25 protein-coding genes and 1 tRNA gene are annotated in these 25557 nt (G+C 54.2%); 19 read left to right on the top strand and 7 right to left on the bottom strand.

Translation table 11 applies throughout. The annotated features are described in order from the left end of the window. Positions 1-37: 37 nt before the first annotated feature. The 8 genes from ftsZ to A3L14_RS03620 all read left to right on the top strand — a co-directional run bounded on the left by ftsZ (position 38) and on the right by A3L14_RS03620 (position 4924). On the top strand, positions 38-1159 hold the full coding sequence (gene ftsZ / locus A3L14_RS03655; RefSeq protein ID WP_055429021.1) for a cell division protein FtsZ: 1122 nt from the start codon (positions 38-40) through the stop codon (positions 1157-1159). Positions 1160-1194: 35 nt separating this feature from the next. Continuing rightward, entirely contained in the window at positions 1195-1383 is a 189-nt protein-coding gene (locus A3L14_RS03650; protein ID WP_198300098.1) for a protein translocase SEC61 complex subunit gamma, read from the top strand. A gap of 20 nt (positions 1384-1403) precedes the next feature. Next, positions 1404-1862 (top strand): transcription elongation factor Spt5, encoded by a 459-nt coding sequence (locus tag A3L14_RS03645; RefSeq protein WP_055429022.1) that lies wholly within the window; start codon positions 1404-1406, stop codon positions 1860-1862. Between the two features lie 26 nt (positions 1863-1888). Then, entirely contained in the window at positions 1889-2380 is a 492-nt protein-coding gene (locus tag A3L14_RS03640; protein WP_055429023.1) for a 50S ribosomal protein L11, read from the top strand. Positions 2381-2459: 79 nt separating this feature from the next. After that, complete coding sequence (locus A3L14_RS03635; RefSeq protein WP_055429024.1) at positions 2460-3110, top strand: 50S ribosomal protein L1; 651 nt, start codon at positions 2460-2462, stop codon at positions 3108-3110. Positions 3111-3115: 5 nt separating this feature from the next. Next, positions 3116-4135, top strand: a complete 1020-nt coding sequence (locus A3L14_RS03630; protein ID WP_055429121.1) for a 50S ribosomal protein L10 — start codon at positions 3116-3118, stop codon at positions 4133-4135. A gap of 78 nt (positions 4136-4213) precedes the next feature. Further along, on the top strand, positions 4214-4531 hold the full coding sequence (gene rpl12p / locus A3L14_RS03625; RefSeq protein WP_055429025.1) for a 50S ribosomal protein P1: 318 nt from the start codon (positions 4214-4216) through the stop codon (positions 4529-4531). A 96-nt stretch (positions 4532-4627) separates the two neighbouring features. Continuing rightward, on the top strand, positions 4628-4924 hold the full coding sequence (locus tag A3L14_RS03620; RefSeq protein ID WP_143597809.1) for a hypothetical protein: 297 nt from the start codon (positions 4628-4630) through the stop codon (positions 4922-4924). A gap of 369 nt (positions 4925-5293) precedes the next feature. Here the strand turns inward: A3L14_RS03620 and A3L14_RS03615 are convergent. Further along, positions 5294-5369, bottom strand: a tRNA-Arg gene (locus A3L14_RS03615). A gap of 48 nt (positions 5370-5417) precedes the next feature. Between A3L14_RS03615 and dcd the strand changes: the two genes are divergently transcribed. The 6 genes from dcd to A3L14_RS03585 all read left to right on the top strand — a co-directional run bounded on the left by dcd (position 5418) and on the right by A3L14_RS03585 (position 11419). After that, positions 5418-5888, top strand: a complete 471-nt coding sequence (gene dcd / locus A3L14_RS03610) for a dCTP deaminase (RefSeq protein WP_055429027.1) — start codon at positions 5418-5420, stop codon at positions 5886-5888. Positions 5889-6224: 336 nt separating this feature from the next. Further along, positions 6225-6428, top strand: a complete 204-nt coding sequence (gene hpkA, locus A3L14_RS03605) for an archaeal histone HpkA (protein ID WP_074631403.1) — start codon at positions 6225-6227, stop codon at positions 6426-6428. 65 nt (positions 6429-6493) lie between these two features. Then, the gene (locus tag A3L14_RS03600; RefSeq protein ID WP_055429029.1) at positions 6494-7768 is read left to right on the top strand and encodes a TIGR04013 family B12-binding domain/radical SAM domain-containing protein; all 1275 of its coding nucleotides are present in this window, start codon (positions 6494-6496) and stop codon (positions 7766-7768) included. Between the two features lie 74 nt (positions 7769-7842). Then, positions 7843-8244 (top strand): toprim domain-containing protein, encoded by a 402-nt coding sequence (locus A3L14_RS03595; RefSeq protein WP_055429030.1) that lies wholly within the window; start codon positions 7843-7845, stop codon positions 8242-8244. Next, positions 8241-9626, top strand: coding sequence for a DNA primase DnaG (gene dnaG / locus A3L14_RS03590; protein WP_055429031.1), 1386 nt, complete (start codon positions 8241-8243; stop codon positions 9624-9626). Before A3L14_RS03595 ends, dnaG begins: the two co-directional genes overlap by 4 nt. Positions 9627-9703: 77 nt before the next feature. Next, positions 9704-11419, top strand: a complete 1716-nt coding sequence (locus A3L14_RS03585; RefSeq protein ID WP_055429032.1) for a glutamate--tRNA ligase — start codon at positions 9704-9706, stop codon at positions 11417-11419. 67 nt (positions 11420-11486) lie between these two features. Here A3L14_RS03585 and A3L14_RS03580 read toward each other — a convergent pair whose 3' ends face one another. The 3 genes from A3L14_RS03580 to A3L14_RS03570 all read right to left on the bottom strand — a co-directional run bounded on the left by A3L14_RS03580 (position 11487) and on the right by A3L14_RS03570 (position 17407). Continuing rightward, complete coding sequence (locus tag A3L14_RS03580) at positions 11487-12776, bottom strand: sodium-dependent transporter (protein WP_055429033.1); 1290 nt, start codon at positions 12774-12776, stop codon at positions 11487-11489. A gap of 160 nt (positions 12777-12936) precedes the next feature. Further along, positions 12937-15432: a maltodextrin phosphorylase gene (gene malP, locus A3L14_RS03575; RefSeq protein ID WP_055429034.1), complete on the bottom strand. Its 2496-nt coding sequence runs from the start codon at positions 15430-15432 to the stop codon at positions 12937-12939. 97 nt (positions 15433-15529) lie between these two features. Then, the gene (locus tag A3L14_RS03570; protein WP_198300097.1) at positions 15530-17407 is read right to left on the bottom strand and encodes a phosphoenolpyruvate carboxykinase (GTP); all 1878 of its coding nucleotides are present in this window, start codon (positions 17405-17407) and stop codon (positions 15530-15532) included. 224 nt (positions 17408-17631) lie between these two features. Between A3L14_RS03570 and A3L14_RS03565 the strand changes: the two genes are divergently transcribed. From A3L14_RS03565 to tmk, 3 genes are all read left to right on the top strand, one after another. Continuing rightward, complete coding sequence (locus A3L14_RS03565; RefSeq protein ID WP_055429035.1) at positions 17632-18717, top strand: sugar phosphate nucleotidyltransferase; 1086 nt, start codon at positions 17632-17634, stop codon at positions 18715-18717. A 10-nt stretch (positions 18718-18727) separates the two neighbouring features. Then, entirely contained in the window at positions 18728-19435 is a 708-nt protein-coding gene (locus A3L14_RS03560; protein ID WP_088886108.1) for a phosphohexomutase domain-containing protein, read from the top strand. Between the two features lie 102 nt (positions 19436-19537). Beyond that, entirely contained in the window at positions 19538-20161 is a 624-nt protein-coding gene (gene tmk, locus A3L14_RS03555; RefSeq protein WP_055429037.1) for a dTMP kinase, read from the top strand. Between the two features lie 229 nt (positions 20162-20390). On the opposite strand, the gene A3L14_RS03550 is transcribed toward tmk, so the two are convergent. The 3 genes from A3L14_RS03550 to A3L14_RS03540 all read right to left on the bottom strand — a co-directional run bounded on the left by A3L14_RS03550 (position 20391) and on the right by A3L14_RS03540 (position 23979). Then, on the bottom strand, positions 20391-21257 hold the full coding sequence (locus A3L14_RS03550) for an alpha/beta hydrolase (RefSeq protein ID WP_055429038.1): 867 nt from the start codon (positions 21255-21257) through the stop codon (positions 20391-20393). Positions 21258-21259: 2 nt separating this feature from the next. Next, a complete protein-coding gene (locus tag A3L14_RS03545; RefSeq protein WP_055429039.1) occupies positions 21260-22564 on the bottom strand; it encodes an MFS transporter in 1305 nt (434 codons plus the stop codon). A gap of 92 nt (positions 22565-22656) precedes the next feature. Further along, on the bottom strand, positions 22657-23979 hold the full coding sequence (locus tag A3L14_RS03540) for an SLC45 family MFS transporter (RefSeq protein ID WP_055429040.1): 1323 nt from the start codon (positions 23977-23979) through the stop codon (positions 22657-22659). A 101-nt stretch (positions 23980-24080) separates the two neighbouring features. Between A3L14_RS03540 and A3L14_RS03535 the strand changes: the two genes are divergently transcribed. Beyond that, positions 24081-24824, top strand: coding sequence for a glycerophosphodiester phosphodiesterase family protein (locus tag A3L14_RS03535; protein ID WP_232473404.1), 744 nt, complete (start codon positions 24081-24083; stop codon positions 24822-24824). After that, the gene (locus A3L14_RS03530) at positions 24808-25554 is read left to right on the top strand and encodes a glycerophosphodiester phosphodiesterase family protein (RefSeq protein WP_055429042.1); all 747 of its coding nucleotides are present in this window, start codon (positions 24808-24810) and stop codon (positions 25552-25554) included. Before A3L14_RS03535 ends, A3L14_RS03530 begins: the two co-directional genes overlap by 17 nt. Positions 25555-25557 lie beyond the last annotated feature (3 nt).

The following is a 25557-nucleotide window of genomic DNA, read 5'->3' as shown; positions in this document are numbered from 1 at the left end:
AGTGAAACAGATGTTAAATTGCCCGGAGGGTGAAAAGATGCTGAAGCTGATTGAAGACGCTATCGAAAGAACCTCTGCCGACCTTAACAAGGCCCCTGAGGCCCAAGTTCCTCAGACCGACATCGATGAGGAGCTCAAGAGGATTCTTGAGCAGATACAGGCTAAGATTTATGTCGTTGGTGTCGGCGGTGCCGGCTGTAACACCATTAACAGGATGATGCAGGTTGGTATACAGGGCGCTAAGGTTATCGCCATCAACACCGATGCCCAAGACCTTCTCAAGGTTCGCGCTCACAAGAAGATACTCATCGGTAAGGAGCTCACCCGCGGTCTCGGAGCCGGGAACAACCCCAAGATGGGTGAGGAGGCCGCCAAGGAAAACGAGAGGGACATACGCGATGCCCTCGAAGGTGCTGACATGGTCTTCATCACCTGCGGTCTCGGAGGAGGAACCGGTACTGGTGCCGCTCCGGTGGTCGCTGAGATAGCCAAGAAAATGGGCGCCCTGACCGTCTCGGTGGTAACCCTCCCGTTCACCGTCGAGGGCATAAGGCGCATAAAGAACGCTGAATACGGCCTTGAGAAGCTTAGGAAGAACAGCGACACAGTCATAGTCATCCCGAACGACAAGCTCATGGAGGTCGCTCCCAACCTGCCGATCCATATGGCCTTCAAGGTCGCGGACGAGATACTCGTCCAGGCCGTCAAGGGCATCACCGAGCTCATCACCAAGCCAGGTCTCGTCAACCTCGACTTCAACGATGTTCGCGCCGTCATGAAGGACGGCGGCGTCGCCATGATCGGTATCGGCGAGAGCGACAGCGAGAAGAGAGCCTTAGAGGCCGCCCAGCAGGCCCTCAACAGCCCGCTCCTCGACGTTGACATAAGCGGTGCCAAGGGTGCCCTCATAAGCATCAGCGGAAGCGACGTCAAGCTTGAGGAGGCCCAGCAGATTATCGAGCTCGTCACGAGCAAGCTCGACCCTGAGGCACAGGTCATCTGGGGAATCCAGCTCGATGAGGAGCTCGGCAAGATGATAAGGATCCTCATAGTCGTCACCGGCGTCAGCTCACCCTACGCGGTGGCAGAAGAGGAGACCCTCTACTATCCGGAGGAGTCAGAGAGAAAAGTTATTAAGCTCGACCTTGAGGAGCTTTGACGACCCTTTCATTTTCAAAATTTAGTGAGGTGACGATGGTGGCAACAACCACGGAAAAGCTTAAAAGCTTCTTCGCGGAGTCGCGGAGGGTTTTGATTGTTACGAGAAAGCCGGGTATGAAGGAGTTTAAGATGGCAGCGAAGATTACCGGCATCGGAATGATACTAATCGGCCTTATTGGCCTTGTGATCCGCCTGTTCGGCTACCTCATCACTGGCTCTTGAGCCAGCAACGGGTGATAGAAATGAGCGACAGCAGGATATTTACAGTACGTGTCACCGTCGGCCAGGAAGAGACCACGGCCAAGCTGATATACAGTAAGATTAAAACGTACAACCTGCCCGTGTACGCGATACTCGCCCCCTCAAAGGTGAAGGGTTACATTTTCGTCGAGGCGCCCAGTAAGAGCGCCGTTGACGAATCCATAAAGGGCATAAGGCACGCAAAGGGCACCCTTCCGGGCGAGGTTAGGTTTGAGGAAATAGAGCACTTCCTGGAGGAGAAGCCAGCGGTGAGCGGCTTCGAACCCGGCGACATAGTCGAGCTCATTGCCGGACCGTTCAAAGGAGAGAAGGCAAAGGTCGTAAGGGTTGACGAAGCCAAGGACGAGATAGTCGTTGAACTCATCGGTTCAATCGTCCCGATTCCGGTCACGGTAAGGGGCGAATACGTTAGACTTATAAGCAAACGCCAGAAGGAGTGAACGGTCAAAGGACAGAGGTGAGAAAGATGCCGCAGATTGTTGAGGTGCTCGTTGAGGGAGGAAAGGCTTCACCCGGACCCCCGCTCGGTCCCGCTATCGGTCCGCTTGGACTCAACGTCAAGCAGGTCGTTGACGAGATAAACAAGGCCACCAAGGACTTCGAGGGAATGCAGGTTCCCGTCAAGATCATCGTCACAGACCCCAAGAAGAAGACCTTCGAGATCGAGGTCGGCGTTCCCCCTGTCAGCCAGCTCATCAAGAAGGAGATCGGCGCGCCAAAAGGCTCCAGCGAGCCCGGCCACAGCCCGGTCGGGAACCTGACCATGGAGCAGGTCATCCGGATAGCGAAGGCCAAGCAGGAGCAGATGCTCGCGGCGGACCTCAAGGCCGCAGCGAAGGAGGTCATCGGTACCGCGCTCAGCATGGGCGTCACCGTTGAGGGCAAGAACCCCAGGGAAGTCCAGAAGGAGATTGACGAAGGCGTTTACGACGAGATTTTCGCCAACGCCGAGGAGTGAGGGAAAAGTTTAAAAATCCCTCTTTTTACGCATTTTTGACTTTTCGCTGCTTAAATCAAAAACGAAAGGAGGGCTGTAAATGGCCTTTGACAGGCAGAAATTCGTGGAAGCGGTGAAGGAGGCGAAGGCCCGGGCTAAGCCGCGCAACTTCACACAGACCGTCGAAATGGCAGTCAACCTCAAGGATATAGACCTCCGCAAGCCGGAGAACAGGTTCAAGCTTGAGGTTGTGCTGCCCCACGGTCGTGGGAAAGAACCAAAGATCGCGGTCATCGCTGATGGTGCCGTTGCCGAGGCGGCTAAAAAGCTCGGGCTTGATGTGATTAGTGGAGAGCAGCTTGAGGAACTTGCCAAGAGCCCAAGGCAGGCTAGGAAGCTGGCGAAAAACTACGACTTCTTCATAGCGGCCGCACCGCTGATGCCGAAGATCGGTAGGTACCTCGGTAGGTACCTCGGTCCGAGGAACAAGATGCCGCAGGTAGTTCCGCCTACCATGACCAACCTCGAACCCATAGTGGCAAGGCTCAAGAGGACAGTCAGGATACAGCTCAAGAACAACCCCGTTGTGCACGCCAGGATAGGAACCGAGGACATGGACGACGAGAAGCTCGCCGAGAACGCCGAGGCGGTTCTCAACGCCATCATCAACAAGCTGGAGCGCGGTGAGAACCAAGTGAAGTCAGTGTACGTCAAGACCACCATGGGACCGGCAGTTAAGGTGGAGAGGTGAGGGAGATGGCCCACGTAGCCGAGTGGAAGAAGAAGGAAGTTGAAGAGCTCGCCAACATCATCAAGAGCTACCCAGTGATAGCACTCGTGGATGTCGCCAACGTCCCGGCTTACCCGCTCAGCAAGATGCGTGAGAAGCTCAGAGGCAAGGCCCTTCTCAGGGTCAGCAGGAACACCCTCATAGAGCTCGCTATAAAGAGGGCCGCCCAGGAGCTCAACAATCCGAACCTCGAAAAGCTCATCGACTACATCGAGGGCGGAGCAGGAATCCTCGCCACCGAGATGAACCCCTTCAAGCTCTACAAGCTCCTTGAGGAGAGCAAGACCCCTGCCCCGGCGAAGCCAGGCGTTGCGGTCCCCAAGGACGTCGTGATTCCAGCAGGTCCAACTTCAATCTCACCGGGTCCGCTCGTCGGTGAGATGCAGGCTCTTGGCATACCCGCGAGAATCGAGAAGGGTAAGGTCAGCATCCAGAAGGACTACACCGTCCTTAAGGCAGGTGAAGTCATAACCGACCAGCTCGCGAGAATCCTCAACGCCCTTGGAATCGAGCCGCTTGAGGTCGGTCTCAACCTGCTCGCGGCCTACGAGGACGGAATCGTCTACACCCCAGAGGTTCTCGCTATCGACGAGAGCGAGTACATAAACCTGCTCCAGCAGGCCTACATGCATGCGTTCAACCTGTCAGTCAACACCGCCTATCCGACGAGCCAGACTATCGAGGCCATCATCCAGAAGGCGTTCCTTGGCGCCAAGAACGTTGCAGTCGAGGCTGGCTACATCACTCCAGAGACCGTCGAGGAGGTCTTTGGCAGGGCCCTTCGCGCAGTCCTGCTCATAGCCCAGGAACTGCCTGAAGAGTTACTCGACGAGAAGACCAAAGAGCTTTTAAACCAACAGGCACAAATAGCCGTTGCCGCTCAGCCTCAGCAGGAAGAGAAGGTTGAGGAGGCTGAGGAAGAGGAGGAAGAAGAGGAAGCCTCCGAGGAGGACGCGCTCGCAGGACTGGGCGCGCTCTTCGGCTGAACTTTCCATTTCCCTCGTATCCCTGAACGAATCCGTGTGAAATGAATGAAAAAATGAAGATGATTGGAGGTGCGAAAAATGGAGTACGTGTATGCCGCTCTGCTGCTCCACGCCGCTGGTAAGGAGATAACCGAGGAGAACCTCAAGGCCATCCTTGAGGCCGCTGGTGTCAGCCCGGACGAGGCCAGGATAAAGGCCCTCGTTGCCGCCCTTGAGGGCGTCAACATCGACGAGGTCATCGAGAAGGCCGCCATGCCGGTTGCCGCCCCGGTTGCCGTTGCCGCTGCTCCGGCTGCCGAGGCTCCGGCCGAGGCCGCTGAGGAAGAGGAGGAAGAAGAGGAAGAGGAGGCCAGCGAGGAGGAGGCCCTCGCCGGTCTCGGTGCCCTCTTCGGCTGAAATCCTTTTCCCTTTGTCCGCCCCCAGGCGGACACCCAACACTTTTCTTTGCAAACATTCGCCACCGTTAAATAACATGAGCCCCATAATTCTCTGGTGGTTTTCATGCCCATCGTCCTCGAAAAGATTGGGGATAAGCCCCTCGATGAAGCCCTTAAAGAAATGGGAATGGCATCGAAGATCATGGTTCTGGAAGAGCTCATGACGGTTTACACCGAATGGGTAAGCATGGTGAGCGAGGTTCTCGTCGGCCCGTACGGGATCAGGAAGAACGTCAGCACATACCGCGTTGATGCCCATTATAAGATTATGAAGACAATGGAGAAGGTGTACTCCACCGGCGAAGCCTACAAAGCCCTTGACGACCTGATACGCGGTCTGACGCAGGAGTGAAGCATTTTCGTATTTTGAGGGGATTATCTTTATATCCTAACCTTATTTGCGATGCATGTGAAGCAACCCTTGCTTGCGCAAAGTTTCATCAAAGTTCGTGATTTCCCCTGGTACCGTCTATTTAGGAGGGGTTTTCTCTAGATATTATCCTTTCGACCAAATGGTATTCTGTCCCATATGGTTGTTTAAAAGGTTCAGAGTTTTAGCGCTCCTTTGGAGCGCGAGTTGAAGTTGAACCCGTTAAAAGCGCCTTTTGGCGATGAATCCTCCTATAAAGTCACAACTAAAACAAAACCCACTAAAAATCTGACCACTCAAAAGGAATTACAAGCTTTTGATCAAACTTTTCGCCAGAAAAGTTTGTATTACTGGCGGGCCCGGCGGGATTCGAACCCGCGACTACCGGCTCCGAAGGCCGGCGCCATGTCCCCTAGGCCACGGGCCCTCGGAAGTGTTTTAAGGGGCGGCAAAATAAAGCTTGCGGTGGTCACTAATGATGCTCCCGGACTGGAAGATCAGGAGGGAAATTCTAATCGAACCCTTCAGTGAGAGGTCCCTTCAGCCGGCAGGTTACGACCTGCGCGTTGGGAGGGAGGCGTACATAAATGGAAAACTGATAGACGTCGAAGAGGCCGGAAAGGTTGCAATTCCTCCCAAGACGTATGCCCTCATCCTGACCCTTGAGAGGGTTAGGCTCCCCGACGATGTAATGGGCGACATGAAGCTCAGAAGTAGCCTCGCCAGGGAGGGCCTCCTTGGGTCGTTCGCGTGGGTTGACCCTGGCTGGGACGGCAACCTAACCCTCGGAATCTACAACGCATCAGACGAACCGGTTGAGCTCGCCTACGGGGAACGCTTCGTGCAGATAGCCTTCATCAGACTGGAAGGGCCGGCCAGAAACCCATACCGCGGGAACTACCAGGGAAGCCAGCACCTGGCACTCTCAAAGAGGCGGAAAAGATAACCGCTTTCCGTTAACCCCATTCTATTCCTTAAGCCATATCCAGGCAAAGTGCGGTGAATTAGGATTTTTCAAAGATTGCCGGCTACATTGCCCCCGGTATTACCGGGTTATTGTCGGCAGGAGGCACCATCTGGGTGGGGCCTTCCCTGACACCCTGGACTCTTGATCGGTTGTCTATCCCCCCAAATGTCAATGAAAATATCCCTCTTGACAAGCCGATTGTATTCAACGGCGCACCGGCCGTCTAATCGACGTAGACGGCTCCGTTTACCGAAAGGTTTATATATCTCCAATTCTTTAAAAAATACCGAAAAACCCTTCCTGGAGGTGTTGCGAATGGCTGAGTTGCCGATTGCCCCGATTGACAGGCTGATTAGGAAGGCTGGCGCCGAGAGGGTCAGCGAGGAGGCCGCCAAGGTTCTCGCCGAGTACCTTGAGGAGTACGCCATCGAGCTTGCCAAGAAGTCCGCTGAGTTCGCTAGGCACGCTGGCAGAAAGACCGTCAAGGCCGAGGACATCAAGCTCGCCATCAAGGCCTGAAGGCCTTTTCCTTCTTGATTTTTGCAGTCATCAGATTTTTAAGATGCCCCTTCTCATGTTCCACCATGCCAGAGATAGCCATCAGGATGACCAAACGCAACCACAACGCATTTGTCCACCTCCTCGGAGCCCTAGAGAGCCAGGGTTTTGACCTCGGGGAACTGTTAATAACGAAGGACTTCAACGAGATTCTGAAGGCCCGGCCGAAAGTCGTTTTCTACTCGTTCTTCACGGAGGAGATATGGGGGGGTCTTCCTCAGGAAGTCCGGCTTCTCAAGGAGAGAGGTGCGCTGCTAATAGCCGGTGGCTATCACGCGATAGCGATGCCCAAACATACGCTCAACCAGCTTGGCTTTGACATAGCCGCCATAGGAGAGGGAGAGGAGGTTCTCTATCAGTTACTCACGGTGCTGAAAAGGACGGGATATAGGATTACAGGGGAGCTCCTTGATATCAGGGGACTGGCCTTCTACCTCAACGGTGAGTTCATCTTTACAGGTTTTGCGAGAGTCGAGGACTTCTGGCGATTTCCACCGTACCCGGAAAGCGTCCGTCTGATATCCCCCATAGAGATAACCCGCGGCTGTCCCTTCGGCTGTTACTACTGCCAGACACCTTACATCAAGGGGCTCCGGATGAGGCACAGGCCGATAGACCAGATTGTAAAATACTCCCGCAGGATGAAGGACATGCGCTACATAACGCCAAATGCATTTGCTTACGGAAGCCCTGGGGCGATACTCAAAATCAACAAGCTTGAGGCCCTTCTCAAGGCCCTTCAGCCCCTAAGGAAGGAAGGCCGAAGGCTTTTCTACGGCACGTTTCCCAGTGAGGTCCGACCGGAGTTCGTCCTCCCAGAGACTTTAGAGCTCCTGATTGATTATGCCGACAACAAACGTTTGGCGATAGGTGCCCAGAGCGGTGACGACGCGATGCTGAGAGCAATGCACAGGGTTCACAGGGTGGAGCACGTCCAGCGGGCGGTGGAATACATGCTTGAGTACGGTTTTGAGCCTGTCGTCGACTTCATCGTCGGCATACCGAACGAGAGCGAGGAGAGCCAGCTCAAAAGCATCGAACTGATGAGGTGGATTATGAGAAAAGGAGGTAAGGTCAGGGCGCACTACTTCATGCCGCTCCCGGGAACACCCTGGGCGAAATGTAAGCCTTCACCTCTGAGCGAGGAGATGAAGAAGTTTCTGGGCAGGATGGCAGCGAAGGGCAAGATAGAGGGTTCCTGGGGCAAGCAGGTTGAGCTCTCAAGAAAGCTCCAGAAGCTCATTGAGGAGTTCTATGAGGAGCCCATGAGCCACACGGTTCCCGTGCGCAACGTGTGCTGATGTAGACAAAAAGACGTCAAAAATCCTCCAATAAGCTTATAACCCCATTCTTTCTTTACCTAACCGACGGCAATATGTACGCCGAAAACTATAAAAGATTCCTGGAGCTTATAGATAAACTGCGAGAGTTTGAGGGAGCCCTCATCGTGGAGGGCCCGCGAGACGAGGTGGCTCTGAGGAATCTGGGGGTCAGGGCGGAGATAATAAGGCTCTCACGCCTCCCGCTAACGGAAGTCGCGCTCATCGCGTCATCGTATAAAGAGGTCATGATACTTACTGACTTCGACAGAAAGGGCGAAGAGCTCGCGAGGAAGCTCCTCCGGTATCTGGAGGGCTATCCCTGCAGGGTCGATTCAGAAACGCGCAGAGAGCTTAAGAGAATAGCAAAGAAGGACATCAAAGGGATTGAAGACTTCTACGGCCTGTACCTCAAGGTCGTCTCCGTTTCTGACCCCCTGATGGAGGGGATTCGATGAAGAGGAAGAAGACAGTGCTTCACCACATTTTGGCTGAAAAGCAGAAGTTTGAAAAACGGAAAGAGGGTGGTGGTATGTCAGCCAAAGACGAATTTGGAACCACGAAGTACGTAATCTATGCCGAGTTTGAGGCAAACGGAATTGTTGAAAGGCCCGACGTCGTTGGTGCTATTTTTGGTCAAACTGAGGGCCTTCTGGGTGACGATCTCGATCTTAGGGAACTTCAGAAAACTGGAAGGATTGGAAGGATAAGGGTTGAAGTTCACACGAAGGCCGGAAAGACCTACGGAACGATAACAGTCCCATCAAGCCTTGACAGAGTCGAAACGGCGATTTTGGCTGCTGCTCTGGAGACTATCGACCGCGTTGGTCCCGCTGAGGCCAAGATAAAGGTTCTCCGCATAGAGGACGTTAGGGCCACCAAGAGGAAGTACATAATCGAGAGGGCCAAGGAGATACTCGAAAGCCTTATGGAGCAGGAGATACCCGAAACCCAGGAGCTGACGGAGGAGGTTAAGAAGGCGGTTAGGGCTAAGGAGCTCATCGAGTACGGGCCAGAGAAGCTTCCTGCTGGACCCCATGTGCCGTTCTCGGACTCAATTATCGTCGTTGAGGGCAGGGCTGATGTTCTCAACCTGCTCAAGCACGGCATAAAGAACGCGATAGCCGTGGAGGGCACCTCCGTCCCCGAGACAATCATAAAGCTCAGCAAGGAGAGAATTGTCACCGCCTTCACGGACGGCGACCGCGGCGGTGAGCTCATACTCAAGGAGCTTCTCCAGGTTGCTGACGTGGACTACGTGGCAAGGGCACCGGAGGGCAAGGAAGTCGAGGAGCTGACCAAGAAGGAGATAGTTAAGTCTCTTAGGAGCAAGGTTCCGGCCGAGCAGGTTATAACGGAGATATTCTACAAGGGCAGGAACTTCTACGATGTCATAAAGGAAAAGGAGAAGGCCAAGTCAAGGGAAGAAAAGAGGGAGGCCAAGCCCCCGGCCCCTGCCCCACCGGTCGTGAAGGCTGAGGAGAGGAAGCCCCAACCAGAGCCCAGAAAGGAGGAGCGCATAATAAAGCCCATTCAGCAACCAAGGCCGAGCGAGCTCGATGAGTTCGGGGAGTTCATAGAGAAGGTCAAGGCCTCCAAGGAGTCCATGGCACTGCTCCTCGACAAGGACAAGAACACCGTTGCGGAGATACCGGTTAGGGAACTCACGAACCAGCTCAAGGAGCGCAAGGACGTCTACGCTGTGGTCTTCAACGGTGTCATCACCCAGAGGCTCATAGACACCGTGAGCGAGAGCGGCGTCAAGTACCTCGTGGGCGCGAGGAAGTACAACGTCGTCAGGAGGCCGATAAACCTCAAGATAGTTACCTTCGCGGAGTGAGCTCCGCATCTCTTTTCTCCCAATTTCTGAGGACTAACTTTATAACCACTCCCGCCTTTCTCCCCCCGGTGAGGAGAATGAACGTGGAAGAGCTTGTACTGAAGTACGCGCTCATAAACGCTTACACCCACAAGGGGAAGGCAAACGCCAAGGCGGTAATAGGAAAGGTTCTCGGCGAGAACCCCGAGTTGAGGCCAAAGGCCAAAGAAATAATCCCCCTCGTGGACGAGATCGTCGAAAAGGTAAACGCCCTCTCGCTTGAGGAGCAGGAGACCAAGTTGAGGGAGATTTATCCAGAGTTTTTTGAGGCAAAGAAGACCAAAAAGGAGGAAAAGAAGGGCCTTCCCCCCCTACCGAAGGCGGAGAAGGGAAAGGTCGTTACCCGCTTCGCTCCCAATCCCGATGGAGCCTTCCACCTTGGAAACGCGAGGGCAGCCATCCTGAGCCACGAGTACGCGAGGCTCTACGGTGGGAAGTTTATACTCCGCTTCGACGACACCGACCCGAAGGTCAAGAGGCCCGAGCCTATCTTCTACGACTGGATAATCGAGGACCTCGAATGGCTCGGATTCAAGATAGACGAAATACACATCGCCAGCGACAGACTGGAAATCTACTACGACTACGCTGAGAAGCTCATAAAGGGTGGAAAAGCCTACGTCTGCACCTGCCCGCCTGAGAAGTTCCGCGAGCTTCGCGACAAGGGCATCGCCTGCCCGCACAGAGAGGAGCCGGTGGAGGTTCAGCTCGAACGCTGGAGGAAGATGCTGAACGGCGAGTACAAGGAAGGTGAAGCCGTCGTCAGGATTAAGACCGACCTCAAGCACCCCAATCCCGCTGTCAGAGACTGGCCGGCGCTGAGGATAATCGACAACCCCGACCACCCGCGCGTTGGGGACAAATACCGTGTCTGGCCCCTCTACAACTTCGCCTCGGCCATAGACGACTACGAGCTCGGCGTCACTCACATCTTCCGCGGCCAGGAACATGCCGAAAACGAGACGAGACAGCGCTACATCTACGACTATTTCGGCTGGGAGTATCCGGTCACCGTACACCACGGAAGACTCAGTATAGAGGGAGTAATCCTCAGCAAGTCCAAGACCCGGAAGGGAATCCAGGAGGGTAAGTACCTCGGCTGGGACGACCCGAGGCTCGGAACCATAAGGGCACTCAAGAGGCGCGGTATAAGGCCGGAGGCAATAAGGGAGCTCATTATAGAGGTCGGCCTCAAGAGGAGCGACACCACAATAAGCTGGGACAATTTAGCCGCGATAAACAGGCACATCATCGAGCCGATAGCCAACAGGTACTTCTTCGTTGCCGACCCGATACCCATGTACATCGAAGGAGCAAAGGAGTTCACCGCCGAGATACCGCTCCACCCGGACCACCCGGAGAGAGGCGTCAGGAAGCTCAAGTTCATCCCCGGAAAGCCCGTCTACGTCTCTAAGGATGACATAGAACTCTTCAAACCGGGCAGTTTTGTTCGCCTGAAGGATCTCTTCAACGTCGAGATAATCAATGTGAGCAAGGACGGAATCAAGGCCAAGTTCCACAGCGTCGAGTACGAGGTAGCAAGAGAAAACCGCTGGAGAATGGTTCACTGGGTCACAGAAGGTAAGCCCTGTGAGGTTCTGGTGCCGGATGGAGACGAGCTGATTGTCAGGAAGGGCATTCTGGAGAGCAATGCGGACGTTAAGGTTGATGACATCGTCCAGTTTGAGCGCTTCGGCTTCGTCAGGATCGATAAGGTTGGAGAGAAAGTTGTGGCAATATTTGCCCACAAATGAGAATCGCTGAAGTTATCCACTTTTCAATTTTGAAAAAGGGAAGCTAAGATAAAAAGGAAAAACTAAGTCATACCTCCTCCTGAGCTGGGAGCAGTCCATCCCCAATAAGCCCAAAGCCGACAATGACCATCGCCAGTATTCCCGAGGCTATGTATATCCCTCCAGCTTTGAAAGTCGTTATCAGCGCATAGACACCGCCCACCAGGAATAGAAGTGCCGCAAGAATGCTTGCTCCCATGACTGCTGGCCTCTTCTCTTTTGAGTTCAACACCGGCCAGAGTTCATAGATTGAAGTGAAGAATATTGACACGGTCACGGCCTTCAAGGCCATATCTGCCACCGACGGCGCTGCATCAATGACCCCAACGGCCAGAGAGGCCCCTATAAGGTACGTCGTTGCCCTGTTTCTTCCCACCCTGAGCATTGATTCAACTATCTGAAGCCCTACTTCTGCCGTTGGAAGGAGGCTGGTGAGGCCCGCAAAGAAAACGGAGATTGCTATCAGGAGCAGGAGAACCTGGTAGTCTTTGAGGAGGGTGGGCAGTTCAGCCATAAGTGCGATTGCTCCCTCTTCCCCACCATAGACGTAGGTTAGGAGCCTCTCGGGGGTTGAGGGTGCTATGGCATATACCACTATGATGGTTGAGAGTACGCTGACAAAGAACTGGAGCAGCACTCCGGCCCCTATAATAACCCGAGGATTAAACCTTTCATTAAGGAAACTGCCGAGCATCAGGTAGAAAGCGAATCCCAGGCCGACTCCATACGCTGCTCTCATCGCGGCGTCCCTGATAAGATCCAGGCTTAAAGAAGTCCTCGCAACGAGCATGTGCTTGGCCATTCCAAGGAACGTAGCATTTTCGGGAATCTGGGTCTTAAACGCCACCGCCGTTACGGCAACTGCAACCACAAACACTAATGACCCAAAGGCCATTATCGCAAAGGACTTCTCCTTGGCACGGGTAAGAACCACGAAGATTAACGCGAACATCAGCACCTTTGCGATGAGCCTCCCCACCGTTCCAGTTCCGAGCAGGGGGGCCAGAATGCTGAGCATGGTGTTTGCTGTGTAGTACGAGAGGAAGATGATTACTGCGACCAAGATCGAGATTATCATCGCCCTCCTGCGGAAAAGCTTGTGGTAGAGCTCAACGAAGTAATAGCCGGACTTCATGACGGTTTCTGCCTCCAGTATGGCCACATATGCAAACAGCGCCAGGAACAGTACATGGACTGCAAGCCCTGTGAGCCCGTATTTAAGCCAAAACTGCGGGAACAGACCCAAAGTTCCGATTCCGGTGGCAAAACCGGCTACCAAAAAGGTCATGTAGAGTGTCCACTTTTTGACATCGTCCATAACTTCACCTCCAGGTATTTTATCAAATCTCCATTCAAGGCACCTAAGGTTAAAAACATAACCCATCATAATTTGCCAGTGATCGTGACATTCAATTCCACCGTCTGAGTGCAGGCACCGTAGGGATAACACAGAGTTAAAAAATAAGGGAAACAAAATTTTAGGTGAGGCCTTTCCACTTAACCAGACCGAGAAGGAACCGGTGGGGCAGCTTCTCGTGGTGCGGATAAACCCTGAGGGCGTAGTGCCAACATGGGTCACCGAGGTGCCTCAGTGCCGTCCCCTCGTAGGTGTAGAGCCATCTACCATCTTCAAGCTTCTTCGGGTGCCTCAGTTCGATGATGTAGGGCTTCTCCACATGGTAGCCTTCAGCGCGAACGCCGTAGTACAGCTCGACCCTGACGTCCTCCGGTGCCAGCCCGTCCAAATACAGGGTAACCTCAAAGCCGCTCCGGTCATCCCTGATCTTGATGTTCTCTACGACCACCTTGTCCCAGGATGCGGTAACCCTGTCCTTCCACGCCGCTATCTCCTTTGTTCCCCTGTAGTTCTCCCTCGTCAGCCAGATGTGGTTGCTCATGGCCTTCGCGTAGAACCTGCCGACGTACTCCTTGACCATCCTGTGGGTGCTGAAGCGCGGGGCTATGCTCTTGATGCTCTCCTTCATCATGTATATCCATTTTTCACGGTTCTCGTAGTACGTTGGGATTATCTCCCTCTCCAGGAGGTCGTAGAGGGCCTGCGCATCCTTCACATCGTCCGCTTCGGTTTCAGGTTCCGTAGTTTCCTCTCCAACAACCCAGCCGTTCTTGCCGTTGTAGCCCTCGACCCACCATCCGTCGTAGATGCTCGCGTTGAGGACGCCATTCAGTCCAGCCTTCATGCCGCTCGTCCCGCTCGCCTCCATAGGCCTGCGCGGCGTGTTGAGCCAGACGTCGACGCCAGCGACCATGAGTCTGGCACTGCCCATATCATAGTTCTCCAGCACGAATATCTTGCCCCTGAACTCGGGCATCTGACTGACTTCATAAACGCGTTTGAGGAACTCCTTACCGGCCTCGTCCATTGGGTGAGCCTTGCCACCGAAGACAAGGTAAACCGGTCTTTCGGGGTTGTTGAGAATTCTCTTCAGCCTCTCAAGGTCAGTTAACAGGAGGGTCGCGCGCTTGTATGTTGCGAAGCGCCTGGCAAAGCCTATTATGAGTGCGTTCTCGTCTATGTCCGGTAGGGGATCGTCTGTTCCAAGGCGTTCGTTCCGCCTCATAACCTTTCTCCGGAGGAACTCTATGAACTGCCGCTTGGCTTCGAGGTGTGCCTCCCAGAGCTCCTCGTCGGGAATCATCTCAACGGCATACCAGAGGCCTTCAAGGTTGGTGTGCTCGCGCCAGATTTTGCCCAGATAGCGGTCAAAGAGCTTCCTCATCTCATTGTGAACCCACGTCATAGTGTGGATTCCGTTCGTGATGCCCTCAATGGGTATCTCGTCTATGGGAACGTCGGGCCAGAGATCCCTCCACATGCGCTTGCTGACCTCCGCGTGGAGCTGGCTTACGCCGTTGACGTAGCTCGACGTTCTTATCGCGAGCAGGGTCATGTTCAGCTGGTCGCCCTCTCTCCCGAGCTCCAGCAGTTCTTCCCTGCCCTCAAGGAACTTTGCAAGCCTCTTCCTGACCTCCTCTATCGGGAACCTGTCGTGGCCGGCCGGAACCGGGGTGTGGGTAGTGAAAACCGTCGTGCCCCTCACTATGCTGAGGGCCTCGGTAAAGGTAAGGCCCTCCTCCATGTACCAGGCCATTCTCTGGAGGTTCGCAAAGGCAGGGTGTCCCTCGTTGAGGTGAACCACGCCGGGCTCTATTCCGAGGGCTCTAAGAAGTCTCATACCACCGATTCCGAGGAGTATCTCCTGCTTTATCCTTTTGTCAATCTCCGCGTTGTAGAGGTAGTCACATATCGTCCTGTCGTCGGCGCTGTTTTCCGGGACATCAGTGTCAAGGAGGTATATCTTCACCCTGCCAACGGCAACTTCAAAGGCCCTTGCGTAAACAATCCTGTCCTCTATGGGAACCCCGATGAGGAGAGGTTTTCCATCCTTTCCAAGGACTGGCTTGATTGGCATCTCCTCTGGCTTATATTCCGGGAAGACTTCCCTCTGCCTGCCGTCCCTGTCAATCTCCTGCCGGAAGTAGCCGTGCTTGTAGAGGAGGCCTATAGCTATGAACGGAAGTCCGAGGTCGCTCGCGGTCTTCACATGGTCGCCGGCGAGAATTCCAAGTCCGCCAGAGTAGATGGGCAGGCTCCTGCTTATTCCGTATTCCATGCAGAGGTACACTATCGGTTTGTCCCACTTGGGGTAGTTGGTCGAGAACCAGGTCGAGGAGGGGTTCATGTAGTCCTCGAACTGCTCGGTTACGAGGTCATAGAGGTTCATAAAATCGTCATCTTTGAGAAGCTCGCGGAGGCGGCTCTGGGGAACGTCAAGAAGGAGTTTGACAGGGTTCTTGTGCTCCTGCCACAGCTCCGGATCGATATACTCCCAGAGCTTTGTTGCCCTTCTGTTCCAGCTCCACCAGTAGTTGTAGGCAAGCTCCGCCAGATCCTTCAAAGGATGGGGAAGCTTCTCCCTGATTACATCCTGGGTATTGAAAACCTCTACCATGGCAACCACCCGTGTATCATCATGGGTGATAAATATTTGGAGTCAACCTTAAAAAGTCTTGCCGTCCGGCATTCAACGAAAAGGAGAAAAGAGAGGCTCACTTTCTTTCAAGGACAAAGGGGCTGATGTAGTCGCCGTACTTCGTCCTGGCCTCAAGAAGGCGCTTCTTCTCTTCCTCAAGAACCTCAAAGAGCTCTTCTGGAACTTCCCTCACCTGCTCGCGGTATATCCTCTCAATGCGCTCTATCTTCGCTAAAAGCTCCGGAACCCTTACCGTGAACTGCTTCTCGTAGTCTTTCCTGCTGTACCCTTTGTTCAGAACCTCCCTAAACAGCCTTGCCAAGTCCTCGTACTTCGGAATGTAGCCTATCGGCGTTTCTATGGCATCGACGTCGCCGTGGACGCGAAGCTCCATCCACTTGAGCCAGACGGCCTTGTCAAGCTTGTGGTTGAGCCAGTTGCCGTTCTCGTCGCGGAGGAAGTAGTTCACCGCAAATATCTTCGGGGCCTTCCTAAGCTTCTCCCCGAACCTCAGGTAGTTTTCGATGTATTCCCCCAGGGGAACGCTCATGAAGTCGAGTATTGCCATCGGGTTGAAGGCCCTAACACCTTCTTTGCCGAGCGTTGCCGCGGTGGTCTCGCTCTCAAGCGAAGCTCCCATCGTAACGACGCCGTGCTTCCAGTCGAAGGCCTCCCTCACCGGGGGCCACGTGTCCTTGTCCCTGCCGCCGAAGATCATTCCACCTATCTCGACGCCGCACGGTGCTTCGAGTGCATCCATGTCGACGTTCGGGAAGTGCTCAAGTGAAACCGTGAAGCGGGCGTTCTTGTGGCTCGGCGGTATTTCGTTGCCCTCTTTGTCCTTCTTGCCCTTCCACCACTTTCCGCTGTGGTTCTCGCCTTCCTCCGGAATCTCCATGCCCATCTCGTTCCAGTAGGGCTTTCCGTCCTTGACAAGGACGTTGGAGAATATTATCTCGACCGGGGAGTGGAGAACCTGCCATATTATCGGGTCGTCCTCGGGGTTGACACCCTGGATTATGCCGAAGACCCCCTTCTCGACGTTGGCCCCCCTTGCGACGCCGTTGAAGGGCATTATGAAGGTTAGATCGTCGCCGACGATGTTCTCCCAGCTTATCATGGCGGTGGATGTTTTTCCGCACATGCTTGGATATGCGCCGGTGAAGTAGGTCTTCCTCCCGTTAGGGCCGTTGACACGCATCAGGAACATGTGCTCGCTGAGCCATCCCTCCCTGACCGCGCGCTGGATGGTGAGCCTGAAGGCGAGCTTCTTGAGCCCGATGGTATTGCCGCCGTACTGGGTGTTGACGGAGTAAACCGTCTCTCCGACGAGGTCAATGTAAATGCGTCTCTTATCGAGGTTTTTACTCGTTTTTCTCTCGTCGAGCTCTCCAGCCGAGTGAACGAAGCGGAAAAACCTGGCTCCCCTTCCGAGGCGTTTGAACTCTTCGTAGCCCTTCCGGTAGAGAATAAACTCGGAGTGGGCTACGTAGGCCGAATCGGTGAGCTGAACTGCCGGAATCGTGAATACAGAGTTCCTGGGCCCGAGAACAAAGAAGCACACGAAGAGTTCCTTACCCTTCATGATGCCCCTCATGAGTTCCCGTATCTCCCTCAGGCCCTCGTCCCTGTCCTTGGTGTTGAGGAAGGGTATTTCCTTCCCGCCCGGGACGAGGAGCTTGGTGTTGGCCTTGTCCCTGGCCTGGTCGTAGTAGCTGTCGTAGTGGACGGTGTGGTTCGGCGTTTCGAGGAGCTTTTCCTCCCCGTAGTAGAGGGCCTTCCAGCGGACGTAGGCCTCGTCCTCCGGGCTGTCGGTGCAGACGAAGACCTTATCCGGCTCAAGCCATTCAATCCAGTCCGCCAGAAACTCGTGGAGTTCGGGATTGTCTATCGCCCTGATTTTTTCAAACTGCTCTTTATCAAGGAGCTTTTCAAGCCTCTCCAAGGCGTTCATAATATCGCCTCCGATGGGAGTTGGATTCATGCTTAAAAATTCTTCGTCGTTGTGACCAGCGTGAAACGGAATCTGAAGCCTTTGTCGTCCCAATCGTTTAGAAAAAGGTCGCTGATCGTCAAAAAGACAGCATGTAATGCCCATAGTTAGTGATTGATGTCCATATCCCTACCTTCAGCGCAAAGTATATTAACCGACGGTGATATACTTTCTTGGTGCGCGTAATGAAGGCAGTGATCCTGGCCGGAGGCAAGGGCACAAGGTTATTACCGCTAACAGTCTACAGACCAAAGCCCATGATACCCTTCTTCAACAGGCCGCTGATGGAATATGCCGTTCAAAGCCTTGTAAAAGCCGGCGTTGACGAGATATACGTTCTCGTCGGATACCTCAAGGAGCGCATAATGGACTACTTCGGAGACGGGAGCCGCTGGGGGGTTCAGATACACTACTCCGACAGGGACAACGTGAAGCTTGGAACAGCGGGAGCCACAAAGAAGGTCGTTAAGGAAATCGATGAAACGTTCTTCGTCGTCTCAAGCGACGTGCTCACCAACCTCAACCTTAAGGCCCTGTACGAGTACCACCGCAAAAAGAAGGCCCTCGCAACGGTAGCCCTCTCCAGGGTGGATGACCCCAGCCAGTACGGCATTGCAATAATCAATGAGGATGGGAGGATAATCCGGTTCAAGGAAAAGCCGAGGCCGGAGGAAGCGTTCAGCAACCTCGTTAACGCAGGAATCTACGTCTTCGAACCGGAGGCCTTTGACCTTGTTCCCAAGGGGAAGAACTTCGACTTCTCCAAGGACCTGTTCCCAAGGATGCTCGAAAACGACTTGGCTCTATACGGGTTTCCGTTCAATGAGTACTGGAACGACGTTGGAAGGCCATCAAGCTACCTTCAGGCCACTGAAGATGTTTTTCTCGGCAGACTGCTTCTGCCCGGCCTCAGAACCGAGAGCCTTAAGGGCAACCTTGAGTACGGCGGTGCCCTCATCACGGGCAGGAGGTGCATACTGAGACGGCCGGAGGTGAGGGGCTTTGCCGTACTGGGAGACGACGTGGAAATCGGCAGAAACGTTAAAATAGAGCGTTCGGTGATATTTTCAGGGGCCGTCATAGAGGAGGGTGCCGAGATTAAGGAGGCTATAATAGGAGAGAACGTCCGCGTGGGCAAGGGTGTCCTTATACAGCCCGGCAGCGTTATAGGCGACAACACGCTCATCGAGGACTTCAGCAAGATAGGCTCCAACGTCAAGATTTGGGTGGAGTCGCGGATTGGTAAGGAAAGTATAATACTCCCGGACTGAGGTGGTGGAAGTGGAAGTGTACTACTCCCAGAGGTTCAACCCCGAGGAACTTGCCCTTCTCGGAAGGGCCATAGGAACGATATCCCACGGTACGATAATAGTCGGAAGGGACGGCAGGGCAATATCCAGGTACGGAAAGCGGGCCATGGTGGTTGGAATCGTCAGCACGGGCTCGACAATAATGGACGTCCGCCTTATCCCACTGATAGCCCTGAAGGACTTTGCCCACAGGAAGGGACTTCCGCTGGCGTACGTGTACTATTACGGCGGTGTCCGCGTTTATGTCAGCGGCATAGACAGCGATGAGATAGGGGCCATAATGGAGAGCAAGAGCTTCATCGAGGCCCAGCCCAACGACATCGGGGCGACCGTGTACTATCCAAACGCCCTGGATGACTTCCTCCACGAGGTCTTCAAGTACTACAACTTCAGGGTGGATGGCAAAGCCCTGGTTGATGCCATGACCCCCCCCGCCGTGCTGTTCTTCCCGCGCATGAGCGACCACTTCGGCTTTGAGGTCGAACTGATAAACGACATGATGACGAGCTACCTTCCGCCAAAGCCCAAAGAGGTCTTCATGCACAAGCTCCAGAAGGGTGAATACGACTTCGGACTGCGCTTTAGACCGGAGGGCATCGTGGAGTTCTACAAAGACGGGGAGGAGCTTGAATTCGGCAGCATGTGGAAGCTCCTTGACCACATGAGGAAAAACCTTTGAATTTTTTGCCCTCTATTTTAAATCTCCTAAAAGTCTTTAAGAGAAAAGCGTTAAAAGGGACAGGTTCATTATAATCTCCCGTTCGTTTTGGAGGTGACGTCTGTGGGAGCATTTATAGTCATGGAAGGCATCGATGGCGCGGGTAAATCAACCCAGGCAAAGCTTCTGGCAAAGTGGTTTGAGGAAAAAGGCTATGACGTGATTCTGACCAAGGAGCCAACGGACACCGCCTTTGGAAAGCTGATAAGGAAGCTGGTTCTCACCGGAGGACGTGAGGGCATAATCGATGGCGCCAGGATAAGTCACGAGGCTGAGGCGCTTCTCTTCGCCGCCGACAGGGCGGAACACGTTGCAAAGCTCATAAAACCCTCCCTTGAGGCCGGGAAGGTAGTAATATCCGACAGGTATTTCTACTCCTCCCTCGCTTACCAGTGGGCGCGCGGGTTAGACCTGGAGTGGCTGATAGACCTGAACCGCTTCGCAATAAGGCCAGACCTTGTGATTCTCCTTGATTTACCCGTCAAGGAGAGCATGAAGCGTATCAACGGGCGGAGCATAAAGACCGAGTTCGACAAGATAGCGGAGCTCCAGAAAAAGGTCAGAGAGAACTACCTTAAGTTAGCCGAGCGCTTCCCCGAGATGAGGATAGTGAACGCCCTCGCGAGCGTTGAGGACATCCACAACGACATAGTGGCGCTGGTTGAGCACGAGCTCTTCAAGAAGTGATGGGGTCGGCCAGTGCCAGTCTCTTCATCTCCAAATCCGACCGGTAAACGCTCTTCATCCCCCTTCTCCCTTCGGCGGTTGCTTTTTAAAAGGTTCCCCTGAAATTCTTCCGGCCGATGACGAGCGTTAGCCACGCTGAGCGGTGAGGAGAAGAGGGTTAGCCGAGGCCGTTTTGACCCCGTTTTTAGGGAATTCATTACAAAAAAGTTAAGGAGGGACAAAAAACCTCCTAAAGGTACTTTTTAAGGAACTCCCCAACTTTCCCCTTCCACTCCTTCGGATGGAGCTTCAGAGCCCTGACGTGGGGAGCATCCGTAACCCAGAGCTCAACATCGGGGTTCCTCTTTTTGTTCAGTTCGTAGAACTCCTTTACCTCATCGACTTTCACCAGGGGATCTTTTTCGCCCGCTATAAAGAGGAGGGGCCTCTCTACCTTATCGGCGTATTCAAGCATGTTGAGCTCCCTTGCCCCGCTGAAGAGCTTTGTAAATGGCTTGACAAAGTAGTAGAGCCACTCTGGCAGGTTGGCGAAGTACTTAAGGCCCCGAGCACCGGTTTTATCGAGATAAATCGGCGGGCTGTCAGCCACACCACAGCAGACCTCCTTGAGCTCTGCTAAGGCTCTTATCGTAACTATTCCACCCATTGAGAAGCCAACCAGCGCAATTATCTGCGCCCGTTCGGGGTGGTTCTCCCTCAGCCACGCTACTGCCGCCTTAACGTCGAGCAGTTCTCTGTCGCCAACCGTGGTGTACTTCCCCTCGCTCTTTCCGTGGGCCCGGAAGTCAAAGACCAGAACGTTGTAGCCCTCTTTGAGCAGAAACTCAATGGTGTCCTTCATATAAACCTCGTCCCACCTGCTTCTGGTGTATCCATGGAGAGGGAGGACTGTCTTATCGCTCCCCCTGTCTACCCACCAGCCGCTGAGTTTCAGGCCGTCCTCGGTTGTGAACTCAACGTCCTCATAGTCAAAGCCGAGGTCTTCAGGCGTCCAGTCTCCGACAAAGCGCGGCGGTTTGACCATCTTGTAGGCTACAAAGGCCGAAAAGGCCAGGAAAACCAGAAGGATAAAGATTAAAACACCAAGCCAGACCATGCTCAACCCTCCTCCGCGACATCGAGGTTCTTCATGTGCCATATCATCGGCATCGCCAGGAGGACGAGCAGGGCCCCGATCGGGAAGAGCACCCTGTAGTTTTCTCCAGCCAAGTCAACTATCGCACCGCCGATGATCCCGGCGAGAAGAACCGGGAGGGAGCGCGTGGCCTCGAAGAAGCCGTAATACCTGCCGGTGAAGGCTTCCCTCTCGAATTTTGTTAGCAGGTCCCCGATTACCGGGTATGAGGCGGCCATGAGCACTCCCCAGCCCAGTCCTGCTACCCCAAGGGCAATCACTATCTCTGTCTGACTCTTTATGAACCATCCCCATAGCTGGGGGAGGGCGAATATAAGTCCCCCGAGGATTATGCTCAACCTCCTCCCGAGTTTGTCGTAGATTATACCTCCCGGAAGGGCACCGAGGAGGACCGTTATGTTGAAGAGCGCCATAAGGTAGAGGCCGAGCGAGGTGACCGCTTTGATGTTTTCCTCGGTCGCAGAGCCGTAGAGGATGTAAGCAAGTATACCGTAGAGGAATATGGCTATGAACTCGAAGCTCATCCACCAGAGTGTCTGCGCCGCGTAGAACTTGAGGAAGTCACGGTTCTCAACAATGCTCTTGAGGTAGTCCCAGAGGCTTTCGTCCTCCTCGATTTCAGGGGCTTCTGGCTCCTTGACGATGAAGTACACAAAGAGGGCCGCGCCTATAAGAAAGGCCGCTGTCACAAGGAAGGGGACCTTCAAATAGGGTGTCTGTGCCAGCGCCTTTATTCCCTCGTTCTCTCCGGTTTCAGCTACTGCCTTCGCTATCAGGAATCCGGCGAGGCCAAACAGGAAGAGGTTGCCCGCCCATTCGAGGAGTGTGATAACTCCGCTCGCCTTTCCTCTCTGACCGCTTTCGATTGTATCCGGCATCAGGGCACGGTACTGTGCGGTGTAGAGGTGCATCGAGAGGTAGAAGAAGCCAAGAGTGAGCGCAAAGCCCCACAGCGGAACGCCCATCGCGTAGCCGGTGTATACCATCAGTGCCGCGATTCCTGCCAAAAGGCCACCCGCCATTATAAATGGCCTTCTTCTCCCGTGCTTTGATTTGAGTGTATCGCTGTAATAGCCGAGGAGAACCGGTATGAAAAGGCCGATAAAGCCCTCAGCGGCAAGGATGGTTCCCTTTACAAATGCCGAACCGGTGTAGCTTGAGAGCAGTGGGAACGAGAGTCCCTTGTTGAGCGCCCAGCCGGTGCTCCTGCTGAAGCCGAGCAGAGCGAGGCCAAGAACAACACCCCAGCTGAAACCTTTTCTCTTCATGGCTTCACCCCCTTATTTTACACACCTATGTCAAAAGGAAGTTTTTACGTTTTCGGTTCAACGGGCTAAATAGGACAAAAAATGAAAGGACTTTAGTCCATATCCGGAACGTAGTCCAGTATGTCGCCCCTGCGCTGGACGATGTCCCCACGCCTGACGAACTGCATCGCTATCGCAGAGAGTATGAAGAAGGCTATCGAGAACGGTATCAGCGTCCTGTAGCCGATGAGGTCGAGGAATGCCCCTGCCAGCGGAGGTGCAACCAGGTTCGCCGCCTGACTGAAGAAGTAGTAGAGCCCGGTGTAGCCGCCGAGCTTCTCCTCGGTCGTCATGTCAACTACCATCGGCAGGGAGTTGACGTTCACCATCGCCCAGCCCATGCCCCCGACGAAGAAGAGCCCCATGAACGTCATGACGACCGGGTCGCCCAGGGAGCTGGACTCGGGCTTCTGTCCCTCGCCAACGAGATAGGCCGCTATGAGTATGGCAACTATCACCATCAGCCCGAGCGTTATGGTCCGTCTCCTGCCGAGTCTCGCTCCAATGAAGCCCGCTGGAATTGCAAATATCATGAAGCTGAGGGAAAACAGGCCGAGCATGAACGCGCCGGTGCTCTCCTCGATGCCGAGGTAGTACTTGGCGTAGCTCGTGAAGAAGGTTTCCAGGGAGTTGAAGGCTATGAACCAGAGGGATATGGCCAAAAGGATGGCGAGCAGGCTCCTCTCGTGGCTGGCGAAGACGTCCTTGAGGTTCTCCTTGAGCTCACCGAAGCTCTTGTGGGATGTCTCCGACAGGAGCTTCCTGATGCTGACCTTCTTCCCTGGAACACGGTACTCCTCCGGCTCGGGGACGAAGAGGACAACCAGGAGGTTGGCGAGGAGCATTATCGCGGCACCGAAGTAGAACGGGTAGGCGTAGTTCATGTCGTAGAGAACCTTGCCACCGAAGTACGCCAGCAGTGCCCCAAGGCCGCCCATAAAGTTGATTATCCCGTTGGCCTGGCTCCTCTTCTCGCTAGGCGTGATGTCCGGCATAAAGGCAACAACCGGGGAGCGGAAGAGGGCCATAAAAAAGTTCATAAAGACTATCGTCCCCATGAAGAGGGCAAGGTTCTCATACATCCTCGAAACGGGTATGAGCGCAAACATTATCGCGGCAGAGGGCGCGCCCAGGAGTATGTAGGGCTTTCTGCGCCCCAGTCTTGTCCGGGTCATGTCGCTTAATGCCCCAAGGAACGGGAGGAGGAGAACCGCGAACAGGTTGTCGATGGTCATGATGAAGCCGGTCACCGTCTTGCTGAGATGGAATGTGTCCTGCAGGAATATTGGCACGTAGGCGTTGTAGAGCGCCCATATTATACTTATTCCGAAGAAGCCAAACCCAAGGAGGAATATTCTCGAATATTTGAACTCCAAGGTACTCACCCCCGCTGCGGGTCGTGACAACAGGGAAAATAAACCGATGAAGCTTTTAAGGGTTGTGAGTCCATTTTTGAACGGTAGCGGAGATGACACTTATGGACAGTGAAAAACCCCTAATCCTGGGTCACAGGGGCTTCAGGGGGAGGCTCGAAAACACCCTCCCAGCGTTCAGGAGGGCGCTCAGGTATGCGGATGGAATCGAGTTCGACGTCAGACTAACGGGCGATGGAAAGCTCATAGTCCACCACGACGATTCTTTTCAGGCGAACGGCTCGCGGTACAGACTGAGGGCGCTGACCCTGAGGGAGCTGAGGAAACTGCACCCGCTGGGGAAACTCGTTCCCACAGTGGAAGAAGTTCTCCGCTCCTTCCCAGAGGTTCTTCTGAACGTGGACGTAAAAGAAATAGACGCCGTTGATGGCATAACGAAGCTCCTCGAACGACACAAGGCCACCGAAAACACGGTGTTCTCATCGGAGAACCCCGCGATAGTTCGGGCCATACTCACGGAGTGTCCGGAATGCAGGGTAGGACTCTCAATAGTCGGATACTCCTCGATCCCACGGATACCCCTCCTCAGGGGAATGACCTCCGTCCATGTGCCGATAGACGCTGTTTCGTACATTGGCTATCAGCCACTGGTGGTTCTTCTGAGAACCCTCAGGCGGCGCGGGCTGAGGGTTTACATCTGGAACTACCGAATGGACGAGAGGGTCTGGATCCCGAGACTGCTTCACCTGGTTGATGTCGTCATATCCGATAACCCGGCAAGACTTAGGAAAAGTTTTTACGCTGAAGGTGTAGTCTCTCGGGGCGATTCATATGTGGGAACGCGATAGTGTTATCGTCCTTGGACACAGGGGATACATGAGCGCCTACCCGGAGAACAGCCTCCTGGCCTTCAGGAAGGCTATCGAAGCCGGTGCAGATGGAATCGAACTGGACGTGTGGCTGACCAGGGACGGAAAGGTCATCGTCATGCACGACGAGACCATAGACAGGACGAGCAACATGAACGGAAGGCAGAAGGAGATGACCCTCGAAGAGCTCAAAAGGGCTGATATCGGCATGGGGGAGAAAATACCAACACTTGAGGAAGTTTTTGAGACCCTTCCCCAAAATGCCCTTGTCAACATCGAGCTCAAAGACCCCGACACGGCCAGAGAGGTCGCAAGAATCGTGGCCGAAAACAGCCCTGACAGGGTCATGATATCCTCTTTCATAATAGACGCACTCAGGGAGTACAGGAAGCATGACGGAGAGACCGTGATGGGCCTCCTAATAGACCGTGAAGAGGTCGTTCCGCTGATTCCAAAGCTGAAGGAGGAACTCGGCCTCTGGTCGATAAACGTACCAATGGAGGCGATACCCATAATCGGCTTCGAGAAGACCGTGCAGGCGATAGGATGGGCGCGCTCCCTCGGCCTCAAAGTTGTTCTCTGGACCGAGAACGACGTCCTGTTCTACAAAGACGACAATCTGGCCAGGCTTAAGGGGCTGTTTGACGTTGTAATAGCGAACGATGTGGAAAGGATGATTGGATATCTTAAAACCCTTGGACTCAGGTAAAAA

This window comes from Thermococcus thioreducens (assembly GCF_002214545.1).
Classification (GTDB): Archaea; Methanobacteriota_B; Thermococci; order Thermococcales; family Thermococcaceae; genus Thermococcus; species Thermococcus thioreducens.
Note: the sequence above shows the minus strand (reverse complement) of the source record. Positions and strands in the feature narration are given on the sequence as shown.

Bases quoted from the DNA above. Each gene is read 5' to 3' on its own strand.
- hpkA (WP_074631403.1), top strand. From the start codon at position 6,225: ATGGCTGAGTTGCCGATTGCCCCGATTGACAGGCTGATTAGGAAGGCT.
- A3L14_RS03645 (WP_055429022.1), top strand. From the start codon at position 1,404: ATGAGCGACAGCAGGATATTTACAGTACGTGTCACCGTCGGCCAGGAA.
- A3L14_RS03640 (WP_055429023.1), top strand. From the start codon at position 1,889: ATGCCGCAGATTGTTGAGGTGCTCGTTGAGGGAGGAAAGGCTTCACCC.
- A3L14_RS03570 (WP_198300097.1), bottom strand. From the start codon at position 17,407: ATGAACGCCTTGGAGAGGCTTGAAAAGCTCCTTGATAAAGAGCAGTTT.
- dnaG (WP_055429031.1), top strand. From the start codon at position 8,241: ATGAAGAGGAAGAAGACAGTGCTTCACCACATTTTGGCTGAAAAGCAG.
- A3L14_RS03595 (WP_055429030.1), top strand. From the start codon at position 7,843: ATGTACGCCGAAAACTATAAAAGATTCCTGGAGCTTATAGATAAACTG.
- A3L14_RS03585 (WP_055429032.1), top strand. From the start codon at position 9,704: ATGAACGTGGAAGAGCTTGTACTGAAGTACGCGCTCATAAACGCTTAC.
- A3L14_RS03535 (WP_232473404.1), top strand. From the start codon at position 24,081: ATGGACAGTGAAAAACCCCTAATCCTGGGTCACAGGGGCTTCAGGGGG.
- A3L14_RS03580 (WP_055429033.1), bottom strand. From the start codon at position 12,776: ATGGACGATGTCAAAAAGTGGACACTCTACATGACCTTTTTGGTAGCC.
- malP (WP_055429034.1), bottom strand. From the start codon at position 15,432: ATGGTAGAGGTTTTCAATACCCAGGATGTAATCAGGGAGAAGCTTCCC.
- ftsZ (WP_055429021.1), top strand. From the start codon at position 38: ATGCTGAAGCTGATTGAAGACGCTATCGAAAGAACCTCTGCCGACCTT.
- A3L14_RS03630 (WP_055429121.1), top strand. From the start codon at position 3,116: ATGGCCCACGTAGCCGAGTGGAAGAAGAAGGAAGTTGAAGAGCTCGCC.
- A3L14_RS03635 (WP_055429024.1), top strand. From the start codon at position 2,460: ATGGCCTTTGACAGGCAGAAATTCGTGGAAGCGGTGAAGGAGGCGAAG.
- A3L14_RS03565 (WP_055429035.1), top strand. From the start codon at position 17,632: ATGAAGGCAGTGATCCTGGCCGGAGGCAAGGGCACAAGGTTATTACCG.
- A3L14_RS03600 (WP_055429029.1), top strand. From the start codon at position 6,494: ATGCCAGAGATAGCCATCAGGATGACCAAACGCAACCACAACGCATTT.
- A3L14_RS03650 (WP_198300098.1), top strand. From the start codon at position 1,195: ATGGTGGCAACAACCACGGAAAAGCTTAAAAGCTTCTTCGCGGAGTCG.
- A3L14_RS03545 (WP_055429039.1), bottom strand. From the start codon at position 22,564: ATGAAGAGAAAAGGTTTCAGCTGGGGTGTTGTTCTTGGCCTCGCTCTG.
- A3L14_RS03550 (WP_055429038.1), bottom strand. From the start codon at position 21,257: ATGGTCTGGCTTGGTGTTTTAATCTTTATCCTTCTGGTTTTCCTGGCC.
- A3L14_RS03530 (WP_055429042.1), top strand. From the start codon at position 24,808: ATGTGGGAACGCGATAGTGTTATCGTCCTTGGACACAGGGGATACATG.
- rpl12p (WP_055429025.1), top strand. From the start codon at position 4,214: ATGGAGTACGTGTATGCCGCTCTGCTGCTCCACGCCGCTGGTAAGGAG.
- dcd (WP_055429027.1), top strand. From the start codon at position 5,418: ATGATGCTCCCGGACTGGAAGATCAGGAGGGAAATTCTAATCGAACCC.